Here is a 20040-nt window from a genome sequence, read left to right on the forward strand (position 1 = left end):
GAGAGATAGGCATCACCCCCGGATTGATCGGGCGGCATCAAACCATCAAGAAGCTGTCGGCAAGCGCACCTTTCAGTGTCGCAGTGTGTCGTCATTAATCGCCCTGATGTGAAAAGATGCCGATCGTCACCTACTGATTGGAGGCCAGCCAAAGCTTCCCATCAGTGTTTATCCAGTGAGTTAAACGACAAAAACAAAAAAGCCCACTAATTAGTGGGCTTTTTTGAGAGCGTTTCCGCTTTATTGGTTGCGCGAGGAGGATTTGAACCTCCGACCTTTGGGTTATGAGCCCAACGAGCTACCAGACTGCTCCATCGCGCGGCAAGAGATAAATTATAACCTACTTTTATGCTTCTGCGGAAGCATTTGCTGTTTCTGCAGATTCTTCTGCGCGATCAACCAGTTCGACATACGCCATAGGTGCATTGTCACCCACGCGGAAACCCATCTTCAGGATGCGCGTATAGCCGCCTGGACGTGCCTTGAAACGGGGGCCGAGCACATTGAACAGCTTGGTCACGCTGTCACGATCGCGCAGACGATCGAATGCCAAGCGGCGATTGGCCAGGGTGTCTTCCTTCGCCAAAGTGATCATGGGCTCCACCACACGGCGCAACTCCTTGGCCTTGGGCAGAGTGGTCTTGATGGCCTCGTGCTCGATGAGCGAGTTCATCATGTTCTGCAGCATCGCGAGTCGGTGCGAGCTGGTGCGATTGAGTTTACGAAGGCCGTGTCCGTGGCGCATGGTGCTTTCCTTATGAGTAATTAAATCGGGCAGCCGTATCAGGTACTGCCCAAGGCACTGGCTCCCATCGAGGGGAGTCCAAAATTATAACTTAACGCTTGTCGAGGCCTGCAGGTGGCCAGTTCTCCAGCTTCATTCCCAGAGTCAAACCACGGGAAGCCAAGACTTCCTTGATTTCATTGAGCGACTTACGGCCCAGATTAGGCGTCTTCAACAACTCGTTCTCGGTGCGCTGGATCAGGTCACCGATGTAGTAAATGTTCTCGGCCTTCAAGCAGTTGGCGGAGCGCACTGTCAATTCCAACTCGTCCACAGGGCGCAGCAAGATCGGATCGAACGTTGCACTGCCGCGAGGACCTGCTGGCGCATCGAATGCGGCCAATTCGCCGCCCTCGAGCTGCGCAAACACAGCCAATTGCTCCACCAAAATCTTGGCGGATGCGCGCACGGCATCCTCCGCCGTGATGGCACCATTGGTTTCGATTTCGACAACCAGCTTGTCCAGATCGGTGCGCTGCTCAACGCGGGCGCTTTCCACGGTGTAGCTCACGCGCTTGACCGGGGAAAAAGATGCATCCAGCACAATGCGACCGATCGACTTCGTCGATTCATCGGCATAACGGCGCAGATTGCCTGGCACATAGCCACGGCCTTTTTCTACCTTAATCTGCATGTCCAGCTTGCCGCCCTGCGACAGATGGGCAATGACGTGATCAGGGTTGACGATTTCAACGTCATGGGGCGTCTGGATATCCCGCGCAGTGACCACACCCTCACCGTCCTTGCGAAGGCTCAGCGTGACTTCATCGCGGTTGTGGAGCTTGAACACCACGCCCTTGAGATTCAACAAGATGTTGACAACATCTTCCTGCACACCATCGATGGATGAATACTCGTGCAAGACACCTGCGATCGTGACTTCCGTTGCTGCGTAACCCACCATGGACGAGAGCAGAACACGGCGAATGGCATTGCCCAGAGTGTGGCCATAGCCGCGCTCAAAGGGCTCCAACGCGACCTTGGCACGATTGTGGCCAAGCTGCTCGACATTGATCGCCTTGGGTTTCAGCAAATTGGTTTGCATTCAGACTTCCTCTCAATACCCCCAGCTCGTTACACCGGTAAGGCTGGTGAAGCGCCTATACCGCGATGCCTCGCGGTATAGGAACAATTTTCTCGAATGTGCGCTAAATGCTTAGCGCGAATAGAGTTCAACGATCAGGGATTCGTTGATGTCAGCGCCGAATTCGTCACGATCCGGGACCTTCTTGAAGATACCTTCGGCCTTGTCGGCATTCACTTCCACCCAAGCCGGCATACCCACTTGCTGGGCCAGCTGCAAGGCTTCGACCACGCGACCTTGCTTTTTGGACTTTTCGCGCACAGCCACCACATCGCCCGTCTTGACGAGGTACGAGGCGATGTTGACGGACTGACCGTTCACCGTGATGGCCTTGTGCGAAACCAGCTGGCGTGCTTCTGCGCGCGTGGAACCGAAGCCCATGCGATACACCACGTTGTCCAGGCGGGATTCCAGCAGGAACAGCAGGTTGGCACCGGTGTTGCCCTTGCGGCGATCAGCGGCTTCGAAATAGCGGCGGAATTGCTTTTCCAGCACGCCATACATTCGCTTGACCTTCTGCTTTTCGCGCAGTTGCAGACCATAGTCGGACGTGCGAGCACCGGAGGTGCGGCCATGCTGACCTGGCTTGGAGTCGAACTTGGCCTTGTCCGCGATAGAGCGGCGAGCGCTCTTCAGGAACAGGTCAGTGCCTTCACGGCGGGAGAGTTTGGCCTTGGGGCCGAGGTAACGTGCCACTTGAGCTTCCTTGGATTGTCATCTTCCGCAACATCATTGCGGGAGCCACCTGCTGCTAAAGCAATCAGGTGGCGGTGGGCTTATAAAAATTAGATGCGACGGCGCTTTTGCGGACGGCAGCCGTTATGGGGAACCGGCGTCACGTCAGAGATCGACGTGATGCGGATACCCAGGGCGCCCAGCGCGCGCACCGACGATTCACGACCAGGGCCTGGGCCCTTGATCTCGACATCAAGATTCTTGATGCCTTGTTCAATGGCAGCACGACCCGCGACTTCGGATGCAACCTGTGCAGCGAACGGCGTGGACTTGCGCGAACCCTTGAACCCTTGACCACCCGACGACGCCCAGGACAAGGCATTGCCTTGGCGATCGGTGATCGTGATGATGGTGTTATTGAACGAAGCATGCACGTGCGCGATACCGTCCGAAACGTTCTTGCGAACCTTCTTGCGAACGCGCTGTGCAGCGTTATTGGCGGGAGACTTTGCCATGTTGATCTTTCAATCTTTTTACTTCTTCAGCGCCGCAGCACCCTTGCGCGGCCCCTTGCGGGTACGAGCATTCGTGCGCGTACGCTGACCACGCATGGGCAGACCGCGACGATGGCGGAAGCCGCGGTAGCAGCCAATGTCCATCAAGCGCTTGATGTTCATCGTGGTCTCGCGACGCAGATCACCTTCGATGGTGAACTGCGCGATCTGATCGCGAATCTTTTCGAGATCGCCGTCCGTCAGATCCTTGATCTTCTTGGAATAAGCGATGTCACAGGCTTCGCAGATCTTGCGAGCGCGGGTGCGACCGATGCCAAAAATGGCGGTCAAGCCGATTTCAGCATGCTGATGCGGCGGAATATTAATGCCAGCGATACGTGCCATATGCGTCCTCTAATACTTTCAATCAACCTTGGCGCTGCTTATGGCGCATGTCCGTGCAGATCACGCGCACCACACCTTTGCGGCGGATGATCTTGCAGTTGCGGCAGATTTTCTTGACCGAAGCCGAAACTCTCATTTCATTCTCCTAAAACTCGTCTTTTCGTCCCGGCCCACTGCGCGGAACACAATTTGCGCCCGCGATGACTCGGAGGCATCAATAAACCGTATCCACCAAGGCCAACCCGCCACTATAGCGCATTTGCCAAGATTCCACTTATGACTGACTCAGTTGCCAGGTGTTGCTTTGAAGTTGGCCTTCTTGAGCAACGACTCGTACTGCTGCGACATCATGTAATTCTGCACCTGGGCCATGAAGTCCATGGTGACCACCACAATGATCAGTAAAGACGTGCCACCAAAATAGAACGGCACGTTGTACTTCAAGATCATGAACTCGGGGAGCAAGCACACAAAGGTGATGTACACCGCTCCAGCCAGCGTCAAGCGAACCAGGATCTTGTCGATATAGCGAGCCGTCTGTTCTCCAGGACGAATCCCAGGAATGAAGGCACCACTCTTCTTCAAGTTGTCTGCAGTCTCCCGGCTGTTGAACACCAATGCGGTGTAGAAGAAGCAGAAGAACACAATGGCCGCTGCGTAGAACATCACATAGATCGGCTGACCCGGGGTCAGTGCTCCAGAAATGTCACGCAACCAACGCATCGACTCACCCGCGCTGAACCAGTTCACCACCGTGGCCGGCAACAAAATGATCGACGAAGCAAAGATCGGCGGAATCACCCCAGCCATGTTGAGCTTCAAAGGCAGATGCGACGATTGCCCGCCATACACCTTGTTGCCCACCTGGCGCCTCGCGTAATTCACGAGAATCTTTCGCTGACCTCTTTCGACAAACACGACGAAATAGGTCACTGCCGCCACGATCAGCACGATGAAAATCGCAGCCAGGATGCTCATCGCACCTGTACGCACCAGCTCCAGCAATCCACCGATAGAACTCGGCAGCCCCGCAGCGATACCTGCGAAGATCAGGATCGAAATCCCGTTACCCAAGCCACGCTCTGTGATCTGCTCACCCAACCACATCAGGAACATCGTGCCAGCCGTCAAGCTCACCACGGCCGTCATGCGAAACCCGAAACCGGGACTCAGCACCAGCCCTGCGGAACTCTCCAGAGCCACAGCGATGCCCAGCGACTGGAATATGGCCAAACCCAGCGTTCCATAACGCGTGTATTGCGTGATCTTGCGCCGCCCTGCTTCGCCTTCCTTCTTCAGCTGCTCGAACGTCGGAACGACGTAGGTCATCAGCTGCATGATGATCGACGCCGAGATATACGGCATGATCCCCAGAGCGAAAACCGTGAAGCGCGAGAGCGCTCCACCCGAGAACATGTTGAACAGGTTCAGAATGCCACCCTGCTGGCCACTGAACAGCTGTTGCAGCTGCGCCGGATCAATGCCCGGCACGGGAATGTGCGCTCCGATGCGGTACACGACCAACGCCAGCAGCAGAAAAACCAGCCGGCGACGCAAATCGCCGAACTTACCGGTTTTCGCAATTTGAGCTGCGTTAGTAGCCACGGATGCGTTCCTTCAGAACGTATTCAAGCCAGGCTGCCGCCGGCAGCTTCGATGGCCGCCTTCGCGCCCGCCGTTGCACCGATGCCGGTCAACTTGACCGACTTGCTCAGTTCGCCACTCTTGATTACCTTCACCACCTTGATCAGCTGACCCACCAAACCGGCGCTCTTGAGCGCCAGCAGGTCGACTTCAGCAAGACCCAGTTGGTCCAGCGCCGTCAGGGTCACTTCTGCATTGAACTTCAGCAGATGGGACTTGAAGCCGCGCTTGGGCAGGCGACGCTGCAGAGGCATTTGACCGCCTTCGAAGCCCACCTTGTGGTAACCGCCAGAACGCGATTTTTGACCCTTGTGACCGCGACCCGCGGTCTTGCCCAGACCAGAACCGATGCCGCGACCAACGCGGCGCTTGGCATGCTTGGCTCCGTCTGCAGGCTTGATGCTATTGAGTTCCATCATCAACCTCTCAGAGGACTTTGACCAGATAGCTGATCTTGTTAATCATGCCGCGCACTTCAGGGCTGTCCTGCAGTTCGCTGATGCTGTTCAGCTTGCGCAGGCCCAGGCCGCGTACGGTGGCACGGTGCGATTCCTTGGTGCCGATCGGGCTGCGCACCAGTTGAATCTTGACGGTTTGTTGCGTAGTCATTTGCTCAACTCCGTTCAGGCGAAGATGTCTTCGACCGACTTGCCGCGCTTGGCTGCCACTTCCGAGGGGGTCGTGGAATGCACCAGCGCATCGAACGTTGCGCGGACCATGTTGTAGGGGTTCGACGAACCGTGGCTCTTGGCCACGATGTCGGTGATGCCCAACACTTCGAACACAGCACGCATCGGGCCGCCCGCAATGATGCCCGTACCCTTAGGGGCTGGAGCCATCATCACGTGTGCAGCACCATGGTGGCCCGTCACTTGATGGTGGATGGTGCCGTTCTTGAGCGACACCTTCACCAGATTGCGGCGAGCTTCTTCCATTGCCTTTTGCACGGCTGCGGGCACTTCTTTCGACTTGCCCTTACCCATGCCGACGCGGCCATCACCGTCGCCGACCACAGTCAGTGCGGCGAAACCGAGAATACGGCCACCCTTCACGACTTTGGTCACGCGGTTCACCGCGATCATTTTTTCGCGCAGACCGTCGTCCTGACCTTCGCTCTGCACTTTGGGTTGAAATTTAGCCATTTTGTATTTCGCTCCGCTTAGAACTGCAGGCCAGCTTCACGTGCAGCGTCGGCCAAAGCCTTGACGCGGCCGTGATAGGCAAAACCTGCACGATCGAATGCAACCTTCTCGATGCCGGCCGCCTTCGCCTTTTCAGCGATGCGCTTGCCGATGATCTGGGCAGCGGTGGCATTGCCACCCTTGCCAGAGCCACCGAGGGACTTGCGCACATCGGCTTCTGCCGTCGATGCGCTGGCCAGGACCTTGCTGCCGTCGCCGGAGATAACACTGGCGTAGATGTGAAGGTTCGTGCGGTTCACCGTCAAACGCGCCACGCCTTGCTGCGCAATGCGAATGCGGGTCTGGCGCGAACGACGAAGACGCTGCTCTTTCTTGGTCAACATGTTGCAGCTCCTTATTTCTTCTTGGTCTCTTTGATCGTGACTTTTTCGTCCGAATAACGGATGCCTTTGCCCTTGTAGGGCTCGGGTGGACGAACGGCACGGATCTCAGCGGCCAATTGGCCGACGCGCTGGCGGTCGGCACCCTTGATCACGATTTCGGTCGGGGTTGGAGTCGCAACCGTGATGCCAGCAGGCATTTCGAAGTTCACGGGGTGCGAGTAACCCACGCTAAGATTCAGCTTGGCACCTGCAGCCTGGGCCTTGTAGCCCACGCCGATCAGGTTCAGCTTCTTTTCGAAGCCCTTGCTGACACCCACCACCATGTTGTTCACCAACTGGCGGATCGTGCCACTCATGGCATTCGCTTCACGGGACTCGTTGACAGGCTCAAAGCTGAGCTTGCCGTCCTTGATGGAGACCTTCACAAGCGCGCTCTGGGTCAGCGACAGCGTGCCGCCCGTACCCTTCACATTGATCTGGTCGTCCTTGATGGACACATCCACACCTGCGGGGATGATCACCGGCATTTTTCCTACGCGGGACATTTCAGTTACTCCTCAATGCCACGTTTAAGCGACGTAGCAAAGCACTTCGCCGCCGACACCGGTAGCGCGCGCTTTGCGATCGGTCATCACGCCCTTGGGCGTCGTGACAATTGCCACACCCAGACCGTTCATGACTTGCGGGATGGAATCACGGCCTTTGTACACACGCAGGCCAGGACGGCTCACGCGCTCGATACGCTCGATCACCGGACGACCGGCGTAGTACTTCAGTGCGATTTCAAGTTCGGACTTGCCGGCTTCGGTCTTGACCTGGAAGCCGTCGATATAACCCTCGTCCTTCAGCACTTGTGCGATGGCGATCTTCACTTTGGAAGACGGCACCAGCACGGTTGCCTTGGACACCATTTGCGCGTTGCGAATGCGGGTCAGCAAGTCAGCGATGGGATCACTCATGCTCATGTTGTATCTCTCCTGCCCGCTTACCAGCTGGCCTTGGTGACACCAGGGATGTCGCCGGCAAAAGCCAGTTCACGGATCTTTGCGCGAGCCAGACCGAATTGGCGGAACGTGCCACGTGGGCGACCGGTGATTTCGCAACGGTTGCGCTGACGCGTGGGGTTGGCGTTGCGTGGGAGCTTTTGCAGACCCAGACGGGCTGCTTCACGCTCTTCATCGCTGCGCTTCATGTCGCTGGCAACTGCCTTCAATTCCGCATACTTTGCTGCGTACTTGGCGGCCAATTTTTCGCGCTTCAGTTCGCGCTGGATCAAAGCTACTTTAGCCATACGCTGCCTCAGTTCTTGAACGGGAAACGGAAACCAGCGAGAAGCGCCTTCGCTTCTTCATCGCTACGCGCCGTCGTGGTGATGCTGATGTTGAGACCGCGCAAGGCATCCACCTTGTCGTACTCGATTTCAGGGAAAATGATCTGTTCCTTGACACCGATGTTGTAGTTGCCACGGCCATCGAAAGCCCGGCCGGAGATACCGCGGAAGTCACGGACGCGGGGCAGAGCCACGGTCACGAAACGATCCAGGAATTCGTACATCTGAACGCCACGCAGGGTAACCATGCAGCCGATGGCCTGGCCTTCGCGGATCTTGAAACCGGCGATGGCCTTCTTGGCCTTGGTCACCACGGGCTTCTGGCCAGCGATCTTGGTCAGATCGGCGACAGCGTTGTCCATCACCTTCTTGTCCGACACGGCTTCGCTCACACCCATGTTCAGGGTGATTTTCGTCAGCCGAGGGACTTGCATCGGAGAGGTGTAACCGAACTGCTTGGCGAGTTCGGGGGCGATTTTTTCGCGGTAGTGTTGTTGCAGTCGTGCCATGTTGACTCCTTAGGCCGCCTTGATTTCAGCGCCGCTGGACTTGAACACGCGAACGCGCGCACCATCAGCCTGCACCTTGATACCTACACGATCAGCCTTGCCGGTAGCCGCATTGAAGATGGCCACGTTGGACTGATGGATCGGCATGGCCTTTTCCACGATGCCGCCGGTCGTACCCTTCATGGGATTCGGCTTGACATGCTTCTTGACCAGGTTGATGCCGTCGATGACCAGATAGGAGTCATCCTTGCGCAGCGACACCGTGCCGCGCTTGCCCTTGTCGCGCCCGGTGAGCACAACGATTTCGTCGCCCTTGCGAATCTTGTTCATGGCGCGTCCTCAGAGAACTTCAGGAGCCAGGGACACGATCTTCATGAACTTCTCGGTACGCAGTTCACGCGTCACGGGCCCGAAGATGCGGGTGCCGATGGGCTCCAGCTTTGCATTGAGCAACACTGCTGCGTTGCCATCGAATTTGACGAGCGAACCGTCGCCACGGCGAATACCCTTCGCCGTACGAACCACCACTGCGCTGTAGACCTCGCCCTTTTTGACGCGGCCACGCGGAGCGGCTTCCTTGATGCTCACCTTGATGATGTCGCCGACACTGGCGTAGCGACGCTTGGAACCACCCAGCACCTTGATGCACAGGACGGACTTCGCGCCGGTGTTGTCGGCAACGTCTAACCGAGATTCTGTCTGGATCATTTCAATATTCCCAACTTGCACCGGCAGGATTGACAGCCCCAGAGAACGTCTCAAGGGCTGAAGATCAGCCAATCAGTCTTGGGCCCGTCGTCCATGCCGCAAACCATTTGCAGCACTTCCCGCTGGGCAGAAACCTCGCGCTTGAAACGCGAAGCCCTCGATTTTGTCAAAAAGCGCAACTGGCGTCAAGCACTTCACAACGGGACGTCCAAATACTGCCGGGCCAACGCCTGAAACACCTCCAGTTGGGGGGCGAGGCCGAGCTCCTCGCGCAGGATCTCACCCACGCGCGGGGCCAGACGAGCGGCTTGGGCCGCATCCAGGAAAAGCATCCGGCTGCGGCGGGCCAGCACATCTTCCACCGTGCGGGCGTACTCGTAGCGGGCGGCGAATCGCACCATTGCCTCGGTCAGCCCCTCTGACAGCGCGGCGTCCGCGCCTGGCAGGCCGTCGATGAAGGATGCCTCGCTGCCATAGGAGTGCAGGCCTTGGGGCGCGCTGATGCGGTGCTGCACCGCCTGCTGGGGCGAGCCCACGAGGGGAAGATGGCGCGTCACGCCGCTGGGGCGTTCCGCCAGCAACCCCGCAGTGAAGCATTTTTGCAACACGTCCTCCGCCATGGCGCGGTACGTGGTCCATTTTCCGCCGGTGACGGTGACCAGTCCGCTCGCGCTGGCGATCACGGTGTGCTCGCGGCTGATGCTCTTCGTGTTTTCATTGTCGTCGTCCTGCGGCTTGACCAGAGGACGCAATCCGACCCAGATGCTGCGCACATCCGAAGGCGCGGGCGCCCGGGTCAGGTAGCGGGCGGATTCGCTGAGGATGAACGCCACTTCCTCCTTGAACGGTAAGGGCTCGCGGGCCAGATCCTGGCGCGGGCTGTCGGTCGTCCCCAGGATGACCTTGCCCAGCCACGGCACGGCAAACAGCACCCGGCCATCGGCGGTCTTGGGCACCATGAGCGCATGGTCGGAAGGCAGGAACTCGCGGTCCACCACGATGTGCACGCCCTGGCTGGGGGCCACGATGGGCTTGGCGGGGCGTCCGAGCGCCGCGGCATCCTGCTGGCGGAACGCGTCCACCCACACACCGGTGGCATTGACCACGCATTTCGCGCGAACGGTATAGGTGGTGCCGGTTTCGCGGTCCTCGCAGGTGAAACCCGCCACCTTGCCGGACTCGTGCACCAGATCGCGGGCAGAGCAGTAGTTGACGAGCAAGGCCCCGCGCTGCGCCGCCGTACGGGCCAAGGCGAGCGCCAGCCGGGCGTCGTCGAACTGGCCGTCCCAGTACTTGACCCCGCCTTTGAGCCCTTCCTTGCGGGCCGTGGGCAGCAGGCGCAAGGTGCTTTCCCGGCCCAGGAATTCGGTGGCGCCCAGGCCGGCCTTGCCCGCCAGAACGTCGTAGGCCTTGAGCCCCACGCCGTAGAACGGCGTTTCCCAATAGCGGTAGGACGGCATCACGAAAGGCAGCGGCTGCGCCAGGTGGGGGGCGTTGTTCAGCAGCGTGGTGCGCTCGTGCAGCGCTTCGCGCACGAGGGATATATTGCCCTGCGCCAGATAGCGCACGCCCCCGTGCACCAGCTTGGTGGCGCGGGAGGATGTTCCCTTGGCGAAATCGTGCGACTCCACCAAGACCACGCTGAAGCCCCGCGCGGCCGCGTCCAGTGCCACGCCCAGGCCTGTCGCTCCGCCCCCGATCACCGCCAGGTCGTAGAGGCGGGGCTCGGCCAGCCGAGCCAGCAGTTCGGAGCGCTTGGTATACAGGGGGGTGGTCACGGTATTCATGGGATCGATTGTCCATGCGTCTCGGAAAAACCAAGGGTTAACCCTTGATTCACCGCAAAAAACAAATCCGCCCAGGCCCTTGCAGACAAGGACGAGGGCGGGAGGTGGGCAAATCAGGCCGGCGGTGCGTGGGCGCCGGCCCATCCTGCCGGGTCAGCGCACCTTGCCGTCCTTCCAGGCCTGCAGCAGGCGGTCGTAGGCAATGGTTTCGCCCTTGGGCTTTTCGTTGGCCAGCTTGGCCCAGGGGGCGGCCTTGTCGCTCAGCCACTTGGCAGGATCGCCCTTGGGATTGAGCTTGGGTGCGCAATGGGCCATGCCGGCGCGCTCCAGGCGGGCCATGACCTGGTCCATCTCGTCGGCCAGCGTGTCCATGGCGCCCTGCGGGGTCTTCTCGCCCGTGACGGCCTGGGCCACGTTCTTCCACCACAGCTGCGCGAGCTTGGGGTAGTCGGGCACGTTGGTGCCGGTGGGCGACCAGGCCACGCGGGCCGGGCTGCGGTAGAACTCGACCAGGCCGCCGAGCTTGGGCGCCATGTCGGTCATGGCCTTGGACTGGATGTCGCTCTCGCGGATGGGCGTCAGGCCCACGATGGTCTTCTTGAGCGAGACGGTCTTGGCAGTCACGAACTGGGCGTAGAGCCAGGCGGCGGCCGTCTTGTTGGCGTCATGGCCGTTGAAGAACGACCACGATCCCACGTCCTGGTAGCCGTTCTGCATGCCGGGCTTCCAGTACGGGCCGTTGGGGCCGGGCGCCATGCGCCACTTGGGCGTGCCGTCGGCGTTCACCACAGGCAGGCCGGGCTTGACCATGTCGGCGGTGAAGGCGGTGTACCAGAAGATCTGCTGGGCGATCTGGCCTTGCGCGGGCACGGGGCCGGATTCGCCGAAGGTCATGCCCATGGCTTCCTTGGGCGCGTACTTCTTCATCCAGTCCACGTACTTGGTGAGCGCGTACACGGCCGCGGGCGAGTTGGTCGCGCCGCCGCGGGACACCGAGGCGCCCACGGGCGTGCACTTGTCCGCCGCCACGCGGATGCCCCATTCGTCGATCGGTAGCCCATTGGGCGTGCCGATGTCGGCAGCGCCCGCCATGGACAGCCAGGCGTCGGTGAAGCGCCAGCCGAGCGAGGGGTCCTTCTTGCCGTAGTCCATGTGGCCGTAGATGGCCTTGCCGTCGATGGTCTTCACGTCGTTGCTGAAGAATTCGGCGATGTCTTCGTAGGCGCTCCAGTTCAGCGGCACGCCTAGGTCGTAGCCGTACTTGGCCTTGAACTTGTCCTTCAAGTCCTTGCGCTCGAACAGGTCGGCGCGAAACCAGTACAGGTTGGCGAACTGCTGGTCGGGCAGCTGGTAGAGCTTGCCGTCCGGCGCGGTGGTGAACTTGGTGCCGATGAAGTCCTTCAGGTCCAGGCCAGGGTTGGTGAACTCCTTGCCGGCGCCCGACATGTAGTCGGTCAGGTTCATCATCTTGCCGTAGCGGTAGTGCGTGCCGATCAGGTCGGAGTCGCTGATCCAGCCGTCGTAGATCGACTTGCCCGACTGCATCGAAGTCTGCAGTTTCTCGACCACGTCGCCTTCCTGGATCAGGTCGTGCTTGACCTTGATGCCGGTGATCTCCTCGAAGGCCTTGGCCAGCGTCTTGGACTCGTACTCGTGCGTGGTCAGGGTTTCCGACACCACCGAGATTTCCTTCACGCCCTTGGCCTGCAGCTTCTTGGCCGCGTCGATGAACCACTTCATCTCGGCCAGTTGCTGGTCCTTGGCCAGCGTGGACGGCTGGAATTCGCTGTCCACCCACTTCTTGGCTTCCGCCTCGCCCGCCATGGCCGTGTTGCCGGCCAGGACCGCGACGGCCAACGCCAGCGCCGAATACTGCATCTTCATAGTGCTTGTCTCCTGATAGTCAGTTGAATCGACTCCCCTTTGCATTCCAGCGGCCGCCGGGTCCGGGGGATGGGTCGGACCGGCGGCAGAAAAAACTCCCGGCAACCGCGCCGTCAGCCCTTGCGCAGGATCAGCACCAGCAAGGCCATCGACAGTACGAAGCTGATCCAGATCGACGGCTCGGCCGACAGCGAAAACCACTGCACCAGGTGCCCGCTGATGCCCACGAAGGCCAGGTTCACATAGGCGGCGGCCAGCAGGCCGATGAAGAGGCGGTCGCCGCGCGTCGTCGCCAGCGGCAGCCAGCCACGCCGGAGCAGGGTGGGGGACTTGATTTCCCACACCGTCATGCCGGCCAGCATGATCACGATGCACAGGAAGAAAACGGCCACCGGCGTGGTCCAGGCCATCCACTCAAACATGGGTACCTCCCTGAGCGCCTGCGGCGCTTACCCTGAGGGGGACGCAGCGGGTGGCCGGGCCAAGCCCGCTCCACGACTGCCGCTGGCCTTGGACGCATCGCGCGCTCTGCGGTGAAAGTGTGTGATTCATGCTTGTGCTCCCTTTCACACGTCAAACCCGGCCCATCGCGAAACCCTTCGCGATGTAGTGCCGCACGAACCAGATGACGATGGCGCCCGGCACGATGGTGAGCACACCGGCCGCGGCCAGGGTGGCCCAGTCCATGCCGGAGGCGCTCACGGTGCGCGTCATCGTCGCCACGATGGGCTTGGCGTTCACGCTGGTGAGCGTGCGCGCCAGCAGCAGCTCGACCCAGCTGAACATGAAGCAGAAGAACGCCGCCACGCCCACGCCGGCCTTGATGAGCGGCAGGAAGATGGTCAGGAAAAAGCGCGGGAAGCTATAGCCGTCGATGTAGGCCGTCTCGTCGATCTCCCGCGGGATGCCGGTCATGAAGCCTTCCAGGATCCACACCGCCAGGGGCACGTTGAACAGCAGGTGGGCCAGCGCCACGGCGATGTGCGTGTCCATCAGCCCCACGGTCGTGTAGAGCTGGAAGAACGGCAGCAGGAACACCGCGGGCGGCGTCATGCGATTGGTCAACAGCCAGAAGAACACGTGCTTGTCGCCCAGGAACTGGTAGCGCGAGAACGCATAGGCCGCCGGCAGCGCCACGGTGAGCGAGATCACCGTGTTGATGGCCACGTAGATCAGGCTGTTGATGTAGCCCGAATACCAGGACTCGTCGGTGAAGATGGTCTTGTAGTTGTCCCAGGTGAAGTGCTGGGGAAAGAACGAGAACGTGGAGAGGATCTCCGCGTTCGTCTTGAAGCTCATGTTGACCATCCAGTAGATGGGCAGCAGCGCGAAGACGATATAGGCCGCAAGGAAGAGGCTCCGCTTGCGAAAACGCTTTTCATTCATGGCCGGCTCCGGTCTGTGCGTCGGTGCCCACGCGCTGCATCCAGTTGTAGAGGATGAAGCACAGCAGCAGGATGATGAGGAAGTAGATCAGCGAGAACGCCGCCGCCGGGCCCAGGTCGAACTGGCCCACGGCCTTCTGCGTGAGGTACTGGCTGAGGAAGGTGGTGGCATTGCCCGGCCCGCCGCCGGTGAGCACGAAGGGCTCGGTGTAGATCATGAAGCTGTCCATGAAGCGCAGCAGCACCGCGATCATCAGCACGCCGCGCATCTTGGGCAGCTGGATGTAGCGGAACACGGCGAACTTGCTCGCACCGTCGATGCGCGCGGCCTGGTAGTAGGCGTCGGGAATCGAGCGCAGCCCGGCGAAGCACAGCAGCGCCACCAGCGGCGTCCAGTGCCACACGTCCATCACCAGCACGGTGAGCCAGGCCTGCGTGGCGTTGCCGGTGTAGCTGTAGTCGATGCCGATGTACTGCAGCGCGGCGCCCAGCAGACCGATGTCGGCACGGCCGTAGATCTGCCAGATGGTGCCCACCACGTTCCACGGGATCAGCAGCGACAGCGCCACCGTCACCAGCACGGCGGAGGACTTCCAGCCCTGCGCGGGCATGGACAGCGCCAGGCAGATGCCCAGCGGGATCTCCACCGCCAGCACGGCGAGCGAGAACGTGATCTGGCGCCACAGGGCCGCATGCAGCTCTTCGTCGCGCATCACGGCGGCGAACCATTCGGTGCCGACGAACACGCGCCGCTCGGGCGAGATGATGTCCTGCACCGAGTAGTTGACCACGGTCATCAGCGGCAGGATGGCCGAGAACGCCACGCACAGGATGACGGGCAGGATCAGGAACCAGGCCTTCTGGTTCACGGGCTTGGTCGTGGTGCTCATGCCAGCAACTCCTCGTTTTGATAGAAGCAGGTGTGGCGCCCCAGCACCTGCAGCCAGACCGTGTCGCCCGCCGAAGGCACCGCCTCGCCCGTGCCCAGGCGGGCCTTGAGCGTGTGCTCGCCCACACGGGCGGTGAGCAGGAAGTAGGTGCCGATGTCCTGCACCTTCTCCACCGTGCAGGGCAGCGCGCCGGGCTGCCCGGCCGCGGCGATGGCCAGGTACTCGGGGCGCACGCCCACCTGCAGCGCGCCGGCCGGCAGGGCCTTGCCCGCGGGCCGCGCCAGGCGGTGGCCCGCGACCACGATCGCATCCGCTTCGCCCTGCGCGGGCAGGAAGTTCATGCCCGGCGAGCCGATGAAGTGGCCCACGAAGACGTGCTGCGGCCGCTCGAACAGCGCATCGGCCGCGCCCACCTGCACGGCGCGCCCGCGCGTCATCACCACCACCTCTTCGGCGAAGGTCAGCGCCTCCACCTGGTCGTGGGTCACGTAGATCAGGGTCAGCTTGAGTTCGTGGTGGATCTGCTTGAGCTTGCGACGCAGCTGCCACTTGAGGTGCGGATCGATCACCGTGAGCGGCTCGTCGAAGAGCACGGCCGCCACGTCGGAGCGCACCAGGCCGCGCCCGAGCGAGATCTTCTGCTTGGCATCGGCGGCCAGGCCCGAGGCGCGCTGGTCGAGCTGCCCGCTCATGTCCAGCATCTCGGCGATCTGGCCGACGCGCTGGCGGATCTGGGCCTCAGGCACCTTGCGGTTCTTGAGCGGAAAGGCGAGGTTCTCAGCCACCGTCATGGTGTCGTAGATCACCGGGAACTGGAACACCTGGGCGATGTTGCGCTCCTGCGGGCTCGCGTGGGTGACGTCCTTGCCGTCGAACAGCACGCGCCCCTGCGAGGGCACGAGCAGGCCCGACATGATGTTGAGCATGGTCGTCTTGCCGCAGCCCGAGGGGCCCAGCAAGGCATAGGCGCCGCCGTCGCGGAACTCCATCGACAGCGGCAGCAGCGCGTAGTCGCTGTCCTGCTGCGGGTTGGGCTTGTAGGCGTGCGCCAGATCCAGATTGATGCGCGCCATCTCAGCGCCCTCCCCGGCGCGCGGGCGCCAGCAGCAAGGCGCCGTCGGCGCCGAAGACATAGGCTTCGCCCGGTGCCAGGTGCAGCGTGATGGCCGCACCCAGGTCGAAGTAGTGCACGCCCGTGACCTGCGCCACGAGTTCGCCCCAGGGCGTGTGCGCATGCACGAAGGTGTCCGAGCCCGAGATTTCGGCCAGCTCCACCGTGCCGGCCACCGCCACGTCGCCGGGGCGTGCCTGCAGACGCAGGGCACTCGCCCGCACGCCGACGGTCAGGCCCGTCGCGGCGCTGCCCGCCGGCAAACCCTGCGGCAGCGCCAGCAGGCCGCCACCGGCCATGCGCACGCCGCCCGCGGCCGCATCCGCGGCGATCAGGTTCATCGGCGGGTCGCTGAAGGCGCGGGCCACGCGCAGCGAGCTCGGGGCATGGAAGACCTCGGCCGTGGGGCCGTACTGCAGCAGTTCGCCCTCGTGCAGCACGGCGGTATAGCCGCCCAGCAGCAGGGCCTCGCCCGGCTCGGTGGTGGCATAGACCACGGTGGAGTCGCCAGCCGCGAACAGTTGGGTCAGCTCGTCGCGCAGTTCCTCGCGCAGCTTGTAGTCGAGGTTGACCAGGGGCTCGTCCAGCAGCATGAGCGGCGCGCCCTTGGCCAGGGCCCGGGCCAGCGCCACGCGCTGCTGCTGCCCGCCCGACAGCTCGGCCGGATAGCGGTTCAGGAACATGTCGATGTGCAGCCGCTCGGCCAGGGCGCGCACGCGCTCGGCGATGCCCTTGTCGCCCCGCAGCTTGAGCGGCGAGGCGATGTTGTCGGCCACCGTCATGGAAGGGTAGTTGATGAACTGCTGGTACACCATGGCCACGTTGCGCTCGCGCACGGGCACGCCGGTCACATCGACACCATCGACGCGCACCCGGCCTTCGGTGGGCGTGTCCAGCCCCGCCATGATGCGCATCAGGCTGGTCTTGCCGGCCTGCGTGGCGCCCAGCAGCACGGTCACCGCACCGCTGTGCAGCGCCATGTCCATGCCATGGAGCCAGGTCTGCGCTCCCACCCGCTTGCTGATGCGGTCCATTACCAGTTGCATCACGCAACCTTTCCTGAAGGCCCCTTGCGGCCAGTTGAACGTGCAAAACGCGCAGTGCCTGACGGAACCTGCGCGCTTCGAATGGCTTCATTTTTGTTCTTTTTCGTTCGTATCGAATCAAGGTTTACCCTTGATTGATTCGTTTTCGTTCGCTTCAACGCTGCGATGCGGCGGGCCGCATCCGGCCGGGACCGGGTTCCGGGTTTCCCCCTGTGTCACAAATGCCCAGTCCGGCATTCCCCTCCTTTACCGACCGAGGCGTTGCCTCTAGTCTCAGCCTTCCAAAAGCGCCGCATGCTGTCGCCGCCCCTCCATTCCCCTTTTGCCATTCGGAAGTCCTTATGAAGAAAATGCGTACGCTGTCGGCCGTCGTTCTTGGCTGCGCCTCGTCGGTCGCCATGGCGCAGAGCACGCCGCCAGGCACCAGCAGCCTCACCATGTATGGTCTGGTGGACCTGGGCATCAACTACATGACCGGCGCCCCCGGCGGCAATCTGACGCGGCTCACCAGCGGCAACATGGAAGGGTCCCGCCTGGGCTTCAAGGGCAATGAAGACCTGGGAGGCGGCTACCGCGCGATCTTCACGCTCGAATCGCGGATCGAAGCCGATACCGGCAGCCTCAGCAACCGCCCGCCCTCACTGGGCCAGTTGCCGGACCGGCTCAGCACCGCCTCCTCGCTGGGCCTGCCCGCCGCCCTGCAACCCGCGGTCTCGGCCGTGGCCGCGCAGATCGGCTCCCAGGTGGGCGTCAACCTGGGCAACAGCATTTTCGACCGGCAGATCTTCACCGGCCTGGTCACGCCGTTCGGCGCCTTCACCGTCGGCCGCCAGTACACGCCCGGCTACCTGGCCACCGGCAACTTCGACGCGATGAAGACCGAGTCCAGCCTGGCCCTGGGGCAGCTGGTGGCGATTCCGGCCTCCTTCGACATCCGCGTGAGCAATTCGATCCAGTACGCGCTGCAAAAGGACGGGCTTACCGCCACGGCCATGTATGCGGCGGGCGAAGTGGCCGGCAAGCCGAGCGCACGGCGGCTGCTGGGCATCATGGCCATCTACAAGGGCGACGGCTATTCCTTCGGCGGTGGCTACAACACCCGCAACAACGAGCTGGGCCAGAAGTCGCTCACCAACGCCATCCTGGGCGCGACGCTGGACATCGGGCCGGGCACGCTGTCCGGCCAGTACGCCACCATCAAGGACGACCACCCCACCGACCTGTCGACCATTGCCACGGGCCTGTCGGCCAACCCGGCCACCGCCCCCGTGGCCACGCTGGTGCAGAACGCCTTCGTGCAGGCCTTCAAGCAGGATGCCCGCCTGTTCCAGATCGGCTACCGCATCACCACCGGCCCGCACACCGTGACCGTGGCCTACAACAACATGAATGACCGGCGGCCGTTCGATGCCGACCGCTATTCCTACGGCGCGGCCTACACCTACGCCCTGTCCAAGCGCACCGACGTCAGCGCCGTGCTGACGCACCTGGAAAACAAGAACACCTCGCAGGACCTGCTGGGCGGCAACGGCTTCCTCGGCGGCGTGGCGTCAGCCCCGGGCAAGGACGTCAACAGCCTGACGCTGTCGATCCGCCACCGCTTCTGACGCACCCGGCACATTCCGCCCGCTGCGCCACACCGAAATCCCCCGCAAGGGGGATTTTTCGTTGGGGCGCCATTCTTTCCGTCCTTCAGGCCTGCGCGTGCGAGCGCACTGCCCCCACGCCCTGTGTCCAGCCTCCCACAGCTCCACCACGCCCTCGCTCTGCGTTTTCCCGGGCAAGGCAACCCGGCAAACCGCACCCTTCCCCCACCCCACAGCCCACCCGAAAGGAGCCGCCGCGATCGAGCGTGTTGCTTTGTGATCGTTTTTCATCAAGGTTTACCCTGGAACGGTTCGTTTTGGTTCGCTTTAAAGTAAGACCAGCGCCTTTGCCCGTCCGCGCCTTCATTTCGCTTCGTTGCCCCACCCTCCGTGAACACCAATCCCCGCCAACTGCGCCTGCTCGAAGAGGTCCGCTCCCGCCAATCCGCCACCGTGGAGGAGCTGGCCGACACCCTGGGCGTGACGCTGCAGACGGTGCGGCGCGACGTGCAGCGGCTGGCCGAACTGGGGCTGGTGCGGCGGTTCCACGGCGGCGTGCGGGTGCCGACCTCCACCGTGGAGAACCTCGGCCACACGCAGCGCGAAACGCTGCATGCCGACGGCAAGGCCCGCATCGCGCGCGCCGTGGCGGCCCAGGTGCCCAACGACTGCTCGCTGATCCTCAACATCGGCACCACCACCGAAGCCATCGCCCGCGCGCTCATGCACCACCGCGGCCTGCGCGTCATCACCAACAACCTGAACGTGGCCGCCATCCTCAGCGGCAAGCCCGACTTCGAAGTCATCGTGGCCGGTGGCGTGGTGCGCTCGCGCGACCGCGGCATCGTGGGCGAAGCCGCGGTGGATTTCATCCGCCAGTTCCGGGTGGACATCGCGCTCATCGGCATCTCCGGCATCGAGTCGGACGGCACGCTGCGCGACTTCGACTACCGCGAGGTGAAGGTGGCGCAGACCATCATCGCCCAGGCCCGCGAGGTCTGGCTGGCCGCCGACCACAGCAAGTTCAGCCGCGCGGCGATGGTGCAGGCCGCCACGCTGGCGCAGATCGGCCGGCTGTTCACCGATGCGCCGCCGCCCGAGCCCTTTCCCGCGCTGCTGCGCGACGCCGGCGTGGACTGCACCGTCGCTGGATGACGCCCCCACCGCCCCGCGGCACCCCGCCGGTCCTCTCT

26 protein-coding genes and 1 tRNA gene are annotated in these 20040 nt (G+C 62.2%); 2 read left to right on the plus strand and 25 right to left on the minus strand.

What is annotated here, in order from left to right; genetic code table 11:
• Nucleotides 1-244: 244 nt before the first annotated feature.
• The 25 genes from AVKW3434_RS18265 to AVKW3434_RS18385 all read right to left on the minus strand — a co-directional run bounded on the left by AVKW3434_RS18265 (nt 245) and on the right by AVKW3434_RS18385 (nt 17261).
• Nucleotides 245-321: transfer RNA gene (locus AVKW3434_RS18265), tRNA-Met, on the minus strand.
• A gap of 25 nt (nt 322-346) precedes the next feature.
• Nucleotides 347-745 (minus strand): 50S ribosomal protein L17, encoded by a 399-nt coding sequence (rplQ, locus tag AVKW3434_RS18270; protein ID WP_284406975.1) that lies wholly within the window; start codon nt 743-745, stop codon nt 347-349.
• A gap of 91 nt (nt 746-836) precedes the next feature.
• Nucleotides 837-1829 (minus strand): DNA-directed RNA polymerase subunit alpha, encoded by a 993-nt coding sequence (locus tag AVKW3434_RS18275; protein ID WP_272549398.1) that lies wholly within the window; start codon nt 1827-1829, stop codon nt 837-839.
• A 111-nt stretch (nt 1830-1940) separates the two neighbouring features.
• On the minus strand, nt 1941-2564 hold the full coding sequence (gene rpsD / locus AVKW3434_RS18280; RefSeq protein ID WP_272566916.1) for a 30S ribosomal protein S4: 624 nt from the start codon (nt 2562-2564) through the stop codon (nt 1941-1943).
• Between the two features lie 89 nt (nt 2565-2653).
• Nucleotides 2654-3058 (minus strand): 30S ribosomal protein S11, encoded by a 405-nt coding sequence (gene rpsK, locus AVKW3434_RS18285; protein ID WP_011793799.1) that lies wholly within the window; start codon nt 3056-3058, stop codon nt 2654-2656.
• Nucleotides 3059-3076: 18 nt separating this feature from the next.
• Nucleotides 3077-3442, minus strand: a complete 366-nt coding sequence (gene rpsM, locus AVKW3434_RS18290) for a 30S ribosomal protein S13 (protein WP_056670935.1) — start codon at nt 3440-3442, stop codon at nt 3077-3079.
• Between the two features lie 22 nt (nt 3443-3464).
• Nucleotides 3465-3578, minus strand: coding sequence for a 50S ribosomal protein L36 (rpmJ, locus tag AVKW3434_RS18295; protein WP_011793797.1), 114 nt, complete (start codon nt 3576-3578; stop codon nt 3465-3467).
• A gap of 149 nt (nt 3579-3727) precedes the next feature.
• Nucleotides 3728-5047: a preprotein translocase subunit SecY gene (secY, locus tag AVKW3434_RS18300; protein WP_284406976.1), complete on the minus strand. Its 1320-nt coding sequence runs from the start codon at nt 5045-5047 to the stop codon at nt 3728-3730.
• Nucleotides 5048-5070: 23 nt separating this feature from the next.
• Nucleotides 5071-5502, minus strand: a complete 432-nt coding sequence (rplO, locus tag AVKW3434_RS18305) for a 50S ribosomal protein L15 (protein ID WP_272569571.1) — start codon at nt 5500-5502, stop codon at nt 5071-5073.
• 10 nt (nt 5503-5512) lie between these two features.
• The gene (gene rpmD / locus AVKW3434_RS18310; protein WP_056670941.1) at nt 5513-5695 is read right to left on the minus strand and encodes a 50S ribosomal protein L30; all 183 of its coding nucleotides are present in this window, start codon (nt 5693-5695) and stop codon (nt 5513-5515) included.
• Nucleotides 5696-5709: 14 nt separating this feature from the next.
• Nucleotides 5710-6228, minus strand: coding sequence for a 30S ribosomal protein S5 (gene rpsE / locus AVKW3434_RS18315; protein ID WP_272549406.1), 519 nt, complete (start codon nt 6226-6228; stop codon nt 5710-5712).
• Nucleotides 6229-6245: 17 nt separating this feature from the next.
• The gene (rplR, locus tag AVKW3434_RS18320) at nt 6246-6611 is read right to left on the minus strand and encodes a 50S ribosomal protein L18 (protein WP_272549407.1); all 366 of its coding nucleotides are present in this window, start codon (nt 6609-6611) and stop codon (nt 6246-6248) included.
• A gap of 11 nt (nt 6612-6622) precedes the next feature.
• Nucleotides 6623-7156 (minus strand): 50S ribosomal protein L6, encoded by a 534-nt coding sequence (gene rplF / locus AVKW3434_RS18325; protein WP_284406977.1) that lies wholly within the window; start codon nt 7154-7156, stop codon nt 6623-6625.
• A gap of 24 nt (nt 7157-7180) precedes the next feature.
• Nucleotides 7181-7576 carry a 30S ribosomal protein S8 gene (gene rpsH / locus AVKW3434_RS18330; protein WP_005793636.1) on the minus strand — a complete coding sequence of 132 codons (396 nt, stop codon included), beginning with the start codon at nt 7574-7576 and terminating at the stop codon, nt 7181-7183.
• 20 nt (nt 7577-7596) lie between these two features.
• Nucleotides 7597-7902 (minus strand): 30S ribosomal protein S14, encoded by a 306-nt coding sequence (gene rpsN / locus AVKW3434_RS18335; protein ID WP_272549410.1) that lies wholly within the window; start codon nt 7900-7902, stop codon nt 7597-7599.
• 8 nt (nt 7903-7910) lie between these two features.
• Complete coding sequence (rplE, locus tag AVKW3434_RS18340) at nt 7911-8450, minus strand: 50S ribosomal protein L5 (protein ID WP_272566913.1); 540 nt, start codon at nt 8448-8450, stop codon at nt 7911-7913.
• Between the two features lie 9 nt (nt 8451-8459).
• Entirely contained in the window at nt 8460-8780 is a 321-nt protein-coding gene (gene rplX, locus AVKW3434_RS18345) for a 50S ribosomal protein L24 (RefSeq protein WP_272549412.1), read from the minus strand.
• A 9-nt stretch (nt 8781-8789) separates the two neighbouring features.
• The gene (gene rplN, locus AVKW3434_RS18350; RefSeq protein ID WP_025596343.1) at nt 8790-9158 is read right to left on the minus strand and encodes a 50S ribosomal protein L14; all 369 of its coding nucleotides are present in this window, start codon (nt 9156-9158) and stop codon (nt 8790-8792) included.
• A 194-nt stretch (nt 9159-9352) separates the two neighbouring features.
• A complete protein-coding gene (locus tag AVKW3434_RS18355; RefSeq protein WP_284406978.1) occupies nt 9353-10945 on the minus strand; it encodes a glycerol-3-phosphate dehydrogenase/oxidase in 1593 nt (530 codons plus the stop codon).
• Nucleotides 10946-11098: 153 nt separating this feature from the next.
• Nucleotides 11099-12829 carry an ABC transporter substrate-binding protein gene (locus AVKW3434_RS18360; RefSeq protein ID WP_284394143.1) on the minus strand — a complete coding sequence of 577 codons (1731 nt, stop codon included), beginning with the start codon at nt 12827-12829 and terminating at the stop codon, nt 11099-11101.
• A 113-nt stretch (nt 12830-12942) separates the two neighbouring features.
• Entirely contained in the window at nt 12943-13251 is a 309-nt protein-coding gene (locus AVKW3434_RS18365; RefSeq protein WP_284406979.1) for a DUF2160 domain-containing protein, read from the minus strand.
• Between the two features lie 151 nt (nt 13252-13402).
• A complete protein-coding gene (locus AVKW3434_RS18370; RefSeq protein ID WP_272549418.1) occupies nt 13403-14215 on the minus strand; it encodes a carbohydrate ABC transporter permease in 813 nt (270 codons plus the stop codon).
• Nucleotides 14208-15104: a carbohydrate ABC transporter permease gene (locus tag AVKW3434_RS18375; RefSeq protein WP_272549419.1), complete on the minus strand. Its 897-nt coding sequence runs from the start codon at nt 15102-15104 to the stop codon at nt 14208-14210. Before AVKW3434_RS18375 ends, AVKW3434_RS18370 begins: the two co-directional genes overlap by 8 nt.
• The gene (locus tag AVKW3434_RS18380; protein ID WP_284394149.1) at nt 15101-16177 is read right to left on the minus strand and encodes an ABC transporter ATP-binding protein; all 1077 of its coding nucleotides are present in this window, start codon (nt 16175-16177) and stop codon (nt 15101-15103) included. Before AVKW3434_RS18380 ends, AVKW3434_RS18375 begins: the two co-directional genes overlap by 4 nt.
• A gap of 1 nt (nt 16178) precedes the next feature.
• Nucleotides 16179-17261 carry an ABC transporter ATP-binding protein gene (locus AVKW3434_RS18385; RefSeq protein WP_272569566.1) on the minus strand — a complete coding sequence of 361 codons (1083 nt, stop codon included), beginning with the start codon at nt 17259-17261 and terminating at the stop codon, nt 16179-16181.
• Between the two features lie 341 nt (nt 17262-17602).
• Between AVKW3434_RS18385 and AVKW3434_RS18390 the strand changes: the two genes are divergently transcribed.
• Entirely contained in the window at nt 17603-18868 is a 1266-nt protein-coding gene (locus AVKW3434_RS18390; RefSeq protein ID WP_272566906.1) for a porin, read from the plus strand.
• A 369-nt stretch (nt 18869-19237) separates the two neighbouring features.
• Nucleotides 19238-20002 (plus strand): DeoR/GlpR family DNA-binding transcription regulator, encoded by a 765-nt coding sequence (locus AVKW3434_RS18395; RefSeq protein WP_284394152.1) that lies wholly within the window; start codon nt 19238-19240, stop codon nt 20000-20002.
• Nucleotides 20003-20040 lie beyond the last annotated feature (38 nt).

The sequence above is a fragment of the Acidovorax sp. SUPP3434 genome (assembly GCF_030159015.1).
In the GTDB taxonomy this organism is placed as follows: domain Bacteria; phylum Pseudomonadota; class Gammaproteobacteria; order Burkholderiales; family Burkholderiaceae_C; genus Paracidovorax.

Excerpts from the sequence above, each read along its gene's own strand:
- rplO (WP_272569571.1), bottom strand. The coding sequence starts at position 5,502 with ATGGAACTCAATAGCATCAAGCCTGCAGACGGAGCCAAGCATGCCAAG.
- rpsE (WP_272549406.1), bottom strand. The coding sequence starts at position 6,228 with ATGGCTAAATTTCAACCCAAAGTGCAGAGCGAAGGTCAGGACGACGGT.
- rpsN (WP_272549410.1), bottom strand. The coding sequence starts at position 7,902 with ATGGCTAAAGTAGCTTTGATCCAGCGCGAACTGAAGCGCGAAAAATTG.
- rplN (WP_025596343.1), bottom strand. The coding sequence starts at position 9,158 with ATGATCCAGACAGAATCTCGGTTAGACGTTGCCGACAACACCGGCGCG.
- rpsK (WP_011793799.1), bottom strand. The coding sequence starts at position 3,058 with ATGGCAAAGTCTCCCGCCAATAACGCTGCACAGCGCGTTCGCAAGAAG.
- AVKW3434_RS18275 (WP_272549398.1), bottom strand. The coding sequence starts at position 1,829 with ATGCAAACCAATTTGCTGAAACCCAAGGCGATCAATGTCGAGCAGCTT.
- AVKW3434_RS18360 (WP_284394143.1), bottom strand. The coding sequence starts at position 12,829 with ATGAAGATGCAGTATTCGGCGCTGGCGTTGGCCGTCGCGGTCCTGGCC.
- rplF (WP_284406977.1), bottom strand. The coding sequence starts at position 7,156 with ATGTCCCGCGTAGGAAAAATGCCGGTGATCATCCCCGCAGGTGTGGAT.
- rpmD (WP_056670941.1), bottom strand. The coding sequence starts at position 5,695 with ATGACTACGCAACAAACCGTCAAGATTCAACTGGTGCGCAGCCCGATC.
- rplE (WP_272566913.1), bottom strand. The coding sequence starts at position 8,450 with ATGGCACGACTGCAACAACACTACCGCGAAAAAATCGCCCCCGAACTC.
- rpsH (WP_005793636.1), bottom strand. The coding sequence starts at position 7,576 with ATGAGCATGAGTGATCCCATCGCTGACTTGCTGACCCGCATTCGCAAC.
- AVKW3434_RS18375 (WP_272549419.1), bottom strand. The coding sequence starts at position 15,104 with ATGAGCACCACGACCAAGCCCGTGAACCAGAAGGCCTGGTTCCTGATC.
- rpsM (WP_056670935.1), bottom strand. The coding sequence starts at position 3,442 with ATGGCACGTATCGCTGGCATTAATATTCCGCCGCATCAGCATGCTGAA.
- rplR (WP_272549407.1), bottom strand. The coding sequence starts at position 6,611 with ATGTTGACCAAGAAAGAGCAGCGTCTTCGTCGTTCGCGCCAGACCCGC.
- rplX (WP_272549412.1), bottom strand. The coding sequence starts at position 8,780 with ATGAACAAGATTCGCAAGGGCGACGAAATCGTTGTGCTCACCGGGCGC.
- AVKW3434_RS18355 (WP_284406978.1), bottom strand. The coding sequence starts at position 10,945 with ATGAATACCGTGACCACCCCCCTGTATACCAAGCGCTCCGAACTGCTG.
- AVKW3434_RS18365 (WP_284406979.1), bottom strand. The coding sequence starts at position 13,251 with ATGTTTGAGTGGATGGCCTGGACCACGCCGGTGGCCGTTTTCTTCCTG.
- rplQ (WP_284406975.1), bottom strand. The coding sequence starts at position 745 with ATGCGCCACGGACACGGCCTTCGTAAACTCAATCGCACCAGCTCGCAC.
- AVKW3434_RS18385 (WP_272569566.1), bottom strand. The coding sequence starts at position 17,261 with ATGCAACTGGTAATGGACCGCATCAGCAAGCGGGTGGGAGCGCAGACC.
- rpmJ (WP_011793797.1), bottom strand. The coding sequence starts at position 3,578 with ATGAGAGTTTCGGCTTCGGTCAAGAAAATCTGCCGCAACTGCAAGATC.
- AVKW3434_RS18370 (WP_272549418.1), bottom strand. The coding sequence starts at position 14,215 with ATGAATGAAAAGCGTTTTCGCAAGCGGAGCCTCTTCCTTGCGGCCTAT.
- AVKW3434_RS18380 (WP_284394149.1), bottom strand. The coding sequence starts at position 16,177 with ATGGCGCGCATCAATCTGGATCTGGCGCACGCCTACAAGCCCAACCCG.
- AVKW3434_RS18390 (WP_272566906.1), top strand. The coding sequence starts at position 17,603 with ATGAAGAAAATGCGTACGCTGTCGGCCGTCGTTCTTGGCTGCGCCTCG.